Consider the following 6,186-nt stretch of genomic DNA (forward strand, 5'->3'; position numbering starts at 1 on the left):
CTGTCAGCGGGCCGCGGTCAGCTGGCGCGGGCGGCGCGGACGGTGCTCGGAGGACAGGTCCACCTCGATCACGGGGTAGATCCTTCCGTCCTCCCAGGTGGTCGAGAGTGCGGTGGGCCGGGAGGACCGGCTGAGGTAGCGCATTCCGGCGCTCTGGTCGCGCACGACCACGGGGCGGGTGGTCGCGCGGTCCTGGGCGGTCCGAGGCGTTGTCGCGTGTCGGTCTCGTGTCGGGTTCTGCATGGTTCTTCTCCTTCGTCGTCGGCGCAGGGCCGACGGATGGCGACGCCGACCGGGGCCGACGTGATGTCTGTGGTTGCCGGGTTCTCACCGGCGGGTGCGGAGCGGCGGGAGCCTCGCCGTGGGGCGTTCGCCCCGGCGTCGCTCTGCGCTCGTGTGCAGCAGCTGCGGGAGTCGGGAGTCGCTCGCCGGACCGGCGCGGGGGACGGGGTCTTTCGCCGTCGTGCCCGTGGAAGGCGCCTGGTCCGTGGCTGCTGCAGCGCACCACTCTGGGACACAACGCTCGGGGATGCACGTCTATTCCCGCGGGATGTGACCGGGGACTCGGGACGGAGATGCTCATGGGCGGGGTGACGACGTCTCCGCCCGCACGAGGTCGAGCACGCCGGTGTGACCGTCGGCCCCGGTGTGGACGCGGGCGGCGGTGTACGGCGACGCGGAGCGGGCGAGGGCCTCGCGCTGGTCCCGTGCCTGTCCCGCGCTCATCTCCAGCAGCATCCGGCCGCCCGCGGCGAGCCAGACCTCACTTTCGTCGATGAGGCGTGCGATCACGCCCGTGCCGTCACTGCCGCCGAGCAGCGCACGGCGCGGCTCGTGCTCACGCACCTCGTGGGGCAGCAGGTCCATGGCGGAGTCCGGGACGTAGGGAGGGACCGCGACGAGCACGTCGACCCGTCCGCGCAGATCGGCTGGCAGACCGGCGAACAGGTCCCCTCGGTGGAGTTGTGCGGTGCCGGGCAGGTTCTCCCGCGCCCGGGCGAGCGGGACGGGGTCGATGTCGGCCGCGTGCAGCCGCGCGCCGGGCAGGGCGGCGTGCACGGTGGCGAGAAGGGGAGCGATGCCGGCGCACATCTCGAGGACCACCGGCGGCTGCGGGCTGCGCCGTCCGGCCGCCGTCCGGCTCGACGCGACGGCGAGCCGCGCCAACAGGCGGGACCGTCGGCGGGGCACGAAGCAGCCGGGGCCGATCCGGAGGGTCAGGTCGCCGAAGGCGACGCTGCCGATCACGTGCTCGAGCATCTCCCCGGCGACCCGACGCTCGGCCATCGTCTCGAGATCATCTGGATCGCGGGCGTGGGTCCGCAGCAGCCGTGCCTCCTCCTCGGCGAAGACGCTGCCCGCGGCACGCAGCCGTGCGATGAGGGCGTCCTGCCGTGGCGCGAGCATCGCTCAGCTGGGCAGATGAAGGAGCTGGTAGGCACCGAGCAGGACGGCGATCAGGATCAGGAGGGCGACGCCCCAGATCATCGCCGTGCGCCGGTCGCGGTCCTTCTCCTCCCCGCTGCGCGGAGGAGCGGGATGCGCCCGATCGTGCCGCACGCGCTGGACGAGGCGGATGATGGCCACGACGAGGCAGCCGAGGATGACGATGCCGAACACGAGATACAGGGACGAAGCCACGTGGTCAGCCTCTCACGTCCTTCGGCGCATGTCGCCGCATGTCGCGCGGCCCACCGCGCCCTCCCGGCGCACGTCCCCGGTTCCTATACTGGCGGGGCCCGGAACCCGGACCCGGTGGCGGGTCCGGCCCCACCATCGGAAGGCCCGCATGACCCTGTCGCAGGCGCCCGCCGCACCCGCCCCGCTCGATGTCTCCGCGATCCGCGGCGACTTCCCGATCCTGGATCGGATGCTCGACGCGGAGACCCCCTTGGTGTATCTGGACTCCGGCGCGACCTCACAGCGACCCCGGCAGGTGCTCGACGCCGAGATCGATTTCCTCACCCGCGACAACGCCGCGGTCAAGAGGGGCGCCCACCGGCTCGCCGAAGCCGCCACCGACGCCTTCGAGTCCGCCCGGGCCCGCATCGGCGCCTTCGTAGGGGTCGCCCGGCCCGAGCAGATCGCCTTCACTAAGAACGCGACCGAGGCGCTGAACGTGCTCGCCTACGCTCTCGGCGACCCGGACTCGAGTCGGTCCGATCAGCTTCGCGTGAGCGAGGGCGACGAGATCCTGATCACCGAGATGGAGCACCACGCGAACCTGGTGCCCTGGCAGGAGCTCGCCCGCAGGACGGGTGCGACGCTGCGCTGGATCCCGCTGGCCGAGGATTACACCCTCGACCTCACCGACCTCGACTCGCTGCTCACCGAGCGCACCAAGGTCTTCGCCCTCACGCACCAGTCGAACGTGCTGGGCACGGTCAATCCCGTCGCCGAACTGGCCTCCCGTGCCCATGAGGTCGGCGCCCTGGTGGTGCTCGATGCCTGCCAGTCGGTGCCGCACATGAGCGTCGACCTGCCCGCTCTCGGCGTGGATGCGGCGGCCTTCTCCGGCCACAAGATGCTGGGCCCGACGGGGATCGGGGTGCTCTGGGGCCGCGACGACCTGCTCGCGCAGCTTCCACCGGTGATGACCGGCGGGTCGATGATCGAGACGGTCACCATGGAGCGCACGACCTTCGCCGAGCCGCCCGCCCGCTTCGAGGCCGGCACCCCGATGATCTCCCAGGCCGTCGGTCTCGCCGCCGCCTGCGACTACCTCGACGCCCTGGGCATGGACGCGGTCGCCGCGCACGAGCGCGGCCTGACCCGGCGCGCCGTCGAGGGGCTCTCGCAGCTGCCAGGCGTGCGCGTCATCGGCCCCGAGGTGACCACCGAACGCGCCGGCGCCGTCTCCTTTGATCTCGCCGGGCGCCACCCGCACGACGTCGGGCAGGTGCTCGACTCGCGCGGTGTCGAGGTGCGCGTGGGCCATCACTGCGCCTGGCCGCTGCACCGTCGCTACGGGCTGGCCGGGACCACCCGCGCCTCGTTCTCCGTGTACACCACCACGGCGGAGATCGACGCGCTGATCGACGGCATGGGCGCCGTCATCGACTTCTTCGCACGCTTCGAGTGAGAGGGCCCCTGATGGACCTGAGCTCCCTGTACACCGACATCGTCTTCGAGCACGACAAGCGCCCCCTGCACGCGGGGCTGCGCGAGCCGTTCGAGGCCGAGGTCCACCACGTGAACCCCACCTGCGGGGACGAGATCACGCTGCGCCTGCACCTGGGCGGCGACGCCGATGCACCGGTCGTCGAGGACATCTCCTACGACGCCACCGGCTGCGCGATGAGCCGCGCCTCCGCCTCGATCATGAGCGACCTGCTGATCGGACACACGACGAGCGAGAACGAACCGGTCGCCGAGCACCTGGACCGCGTCATGCACGCCCGTGGCGAGGAGCAGGGAGACGAGGAGATCATCGGGGACGCCGTGGCGCTGCAGGGCGCCGCGAAGTTCCCCAACCGCGTCAAGTGCGTGCTGATGTCCTGGAAGGCCTACCAGTCCGCGCTGATCGAGGCACGGGGCGCTCTCGGATGGTCCGCGTGAGCACCGACGCCGCCCCGGCGCCGACCGCCTCGACACTGGCCGACGTCCTCGCTGTCCTCGAAGGTGCCTATCCGCTCGCCTGGGCCGAGGACTGGGACCGGGCGGGCCTCGTCGTCGGTGCACGGGGCGCATCCGTCGACCGCGTGCACCTGGCCGTCGATCCGACTCTCGCGGTGGTGCGCGAGGCGATCGACCAAGGCGCGCAGCTCCTGGTCACCCACCACCCGCTGCTCCTGCGCGGGGTGAGCTTCCTTCCCGAGGACACCGGTAAGGGAGCCGTCGTCGGCGAGCTGATCCGCTCCGGGACCGCCCTGTGGTGCGGGCACACGAACGTGGATCGTTCGAGCCGCGGCACGGTCGGCGCCTGGATCCGCGCGCTCGACCTCCAGGAGCCCCGCGCCCTCGCCGGGGGCCCCGGGGACCCGGCGTCAGCGGACGCCGCGCACGCCTCACGACTGGTCGGACTGGGAGTCGTGGGCCGCCTCCCCGAGGCAACCACCGTGGGTGCTCTCGCCGAGCGCATCGCACAGCGCGTCCCCGCCACCGTCCAGGGGATCCGTTTCACCGGCGATCCGGACCGCCCGGTGCGCACCCTCGCCCTGGCGCCCGGCGCGGGCGACTCGCTGCTCGAGGCCGCCACGGCGAGCGGTGCCGACGCCTTCGTGACGTCCGATCTGCGTCACCATCCCGTGCTCGAGCACCTCGAGTCGGCGGCCTCGGAGCGGGCCGTGCCGGCCGTGCTGGACGTCGCCCATTCGGCGAGCGAGGCCCTGTGGCTGCCCCATGTGAAGGAGCTGCTCGGCGAGGCGCTCCCGCAGCTCGAGGTCGGCATCTCCTCGCTCTCCACCGATCCGTGGTCGGGCCGGGCGGGCTGATCTTCGCAGCCCCACGTCCGCGGCTCTGACGGGGCTCAGTCCACCCTGTCGACGAGGACCAGGCGGTCGCCGTCGAGCTCCACGTCCAGTCGCCCCGCGAACGTCTCGGCGAGGAACGCGACCAGCGCCTCGGCGTCGGGGATCGCACGCGGATCCTCCAGCAGCACGCGGGTGAGCACACCCCGGTAGCGCTTTGCGTCGTGCGAGATCACGCTGCGTCGGCCGGCCTTCTCCTGGACGGGCGCGACCTCGAGCACTCGCACGGCATCGGTCGAGCGCACCGGCATCATCGTGCGGTACGCGCCCGAGCGGCAGTCCAGCACCAGGGGGCTCGGGGAGGCGGCGACCTCCTCGAGGAGGCGCGGCACGACGGGCCTCAGGTGCGGGCGCCACCAGGAGGCAGCCTTGCCGAGACGGTGAAGGGTCGAGCCCGCGGAGAGGCGGTAGGCGGGGATCCGGTCGGATCCGGCATCGACCAGGCCCAGCAGCGCGCTCTGGACGAGCACCTGACGATCCGGTCCGGGGCCGGCCCCCTCCAGCTGGTCGTAGAGCACACCCGAGTAGACCTGGAGCGGGGGAGCGGCGGGCTCCTCGTGGATCCCTCGCATGCGCTCGACGAGCTCCGGGGCGCCGGCGGGCACACCGAGGTTGCTCTGCGCCTCGCGGCCCCGAGCGGTGGCCGCGGCCGCCCTCAGCATCGTCTCGCGGGCAGGACCGAGGCCGGTGCGGCCGGGCCTGCCGAGGTCGAGCGGCGGTGCGGATGCTTCCGGTCGGGTCTTCGTCTCCGACGGCGGCAGCAGGATGAGCAACGGGGGTCCTTCCGGTGGGGTGGTGACGCCCGGGCGCGGCGGACGCGCGGACGAGAGGTGAGATGTGACCTGGCGGGCGTGGTCGAGGGGCGCCGGGGCAGGTGGTCGGGCTAGGATCCGTGACGGACCAGTCGGCCGGGCAGTCGCGTCCCCGTGCGCATCCTCGTGGTGCGCCGCGGGGCCGAGGAAAGTCCGGGCTCCTTCCGGCACGGTGGTGGGTAACGCCCACCCGGAGCGATCCGCGGGACAGTGCCACAGAGAGCAGACCGCCGGCCCGTGACCTCGCGTCGCAGGGCCGGTAAGGGTGAAAGGGTGGTGTAAGAGACCACCGCGGTCCCGGTGACGGGACCGGCAGGGTAAACCCCACCGGGAGCAAGGCCAGACAGGGGACGCACGCAGGTCGCCGGACCGAGTCCCCGGGTAGGCCGCTGGAGATCGTCGGCAACGGCGATCCGAGAGGGATGACTGCCGATCACAGAACCCGGCTTACAGGCCGACTGGTCCGCCCCGGCGTCCGGCCGTGCGCGCCTCGACGCCCGTGGCCCCGGAGCTGCGTCCCGCGAGCTCAGTTCCCGTTCCCGTTCTGCTTGCGTGCGCGCTTGCGCTCCTTGCGGGCGAGGGTCGCCGCCCCGATGATCCCGGCCTCGTTGCGCAGCTCGGCGGGCACGATCGGCGTCTTCAGGTCCAGCAGCGGCAGGTACTTCTTGTGCTTCTTGGAGATGCCGCCGCCGACGACGAACAGGTCGGGGGAGAAGAGGAACTCCAGGAGCGCGTAGTAGCCCTGCAGACGCTCGGCCCATTCCTCCCACGAGAGCTCCTCGCGCTCGCGCACCGAGTCCGCCACGTACTTCTCGTAGCTGTCACCCTCGTAGAGGACGTGGCCGAGCTCGGTGTTGGGCACCAGCTCGCCGTCGTTGAACAGGGCGCTGCCGACGCCGGTGCCG

Annotated in this window: 7 protein-coding genes, 1 other RNA gene and 1 pseudogene; 4 read left to right on the forward strand and 5 right to left on the reverse strand. The window is 72.3% G+C overall.

Annotated features, from left to right (window positions below; translation table 11 throughout):
* Positions 1-3: 3 nt before the first annotated feature.
* The 3 genes from DEO23_RS13685 to DEO23_RS13695 form a co-directional block, all read right to left on the reverse strand.
* Positions 4-243, reverse strand: a complete 240-nt coding sequence (locus DEO23_RS13685; RefSeq protein ID WP_109276557.1) for a hypothetical protein — start codon at positions 241-243, stop codon at positions 4-6.
* A gap of 336 nt (positions 244-579) precedes the next feature.
* Entirely contained in the window at positions 580-1,407 is an 828-nt protein-coding gene (locus DEO23_RS13690; protein ID WP_109276558.1) for a class I SAM-dependent methyltransferase, read from the reverse strand.
* 3 nt (positions 1,408-1,410) lie between these two features.
* Positions 1,411-1,641, reverse strand: a complete 231-nt coding sequence (locus DEO23_RS13695; RefSeq protein ID WP_109276559.1) for a hypothetical protein — start codon at positions 1,639-1,641, stop codon at positions 1,411-1,413.
* A gap of 148 nt (positions 1,642-1,789) precedes the next feature.
* Here DEO23_RS13695 and DEO23_RS13700 point away from each other — a divergent pair, with 148 nt between their 5' ends.
* From DEO23_RS13700 to DEO23_RS13710, 3 genes are read left to right on the forward strand one after another with little or no spacing between them, the layout of a single operon-like run.
* Entirely contained in the window at positions 1,790-3,082 is a 1,293-nt protein-coding gene (locus tag DEO23_RS13700; protein ID WP_109276560.1) for an aminotransferase class V-fold PLP-dependent enzyme, read from the forward strand.
* An 11-nt stretch (positions 3,083-3,093) separates the two neighbouring features.
* Entirely contained in the window at positions 3,094-3,558 is a 465-nt protein-coding gene (gene sufU, locus DEO23_RS13705) for a Fe-S cluster assembly sulfur transfer protein SufU (RefSeq protein WP_109276561.1), read from the forward strand.
* Complete coding sequence (locus DEO23_RS13710) at positions 3,555-4,433, forward strand: Nif3-like dinuclear metal center hexameric protein (protein ID WP_240613410.1); 879 nt, start codon at positions 3,555-3,557, stop codon at positions 4,431-4,433. The genes sufU and DEO23_RS13710 overlap by 4 nt, the downstream gene beginning before the upstream one ends.
* Before the next feature lie 35 nt (positions 4,434-4,468).
* Here the strand turns inward: DEO23_RS13710 and yaaA are convergent, their stop codons facing one another.
* On the reverse strand, positions 4,469-5,242 hold the full coding sequence (yaaA, locus tag DEO23_RS13715) for a peroxide stress protein YaaA (RefSeq protein WP_165831848.1): 774 nt from the start codon (positions 5,240-5,242) through the stop codon (positions 4,469-4,471).
* Positions 5,243-5,369: 127 nt separating this feature from the next.
* Here yaaA and rnpB point away from each other — a divergent pair.
* An RNA gene (gene rnpB / locus DEO23_RS13720) (RNase P RNA component class A) lies at positions 5,370-5,747 on the forward strand.
* 60 nt (positions 5,748-5,807) lie between these two features.
* On the opposite strand, the pseudogene DEO23_RS13725 reads toward rnpB, so the two are convergent.
* Positions 5,808-6,186, reverse strand: a pseudogene (locus tag DEO23_RS13725) (ROK family protein); the annotation flags it as partial.

Origin of the sequence: Brachybacterium endophyticum (assembly GCF_003130585.1) — a bacterium.
GTDB classification, from domain to species: domain Bacteria; phylum Actinomycetota; class Actinomycetes; order Actinomycetales; family Dermabacteraceae; genus Brachybacterium; species Brachybacterium endophyticum.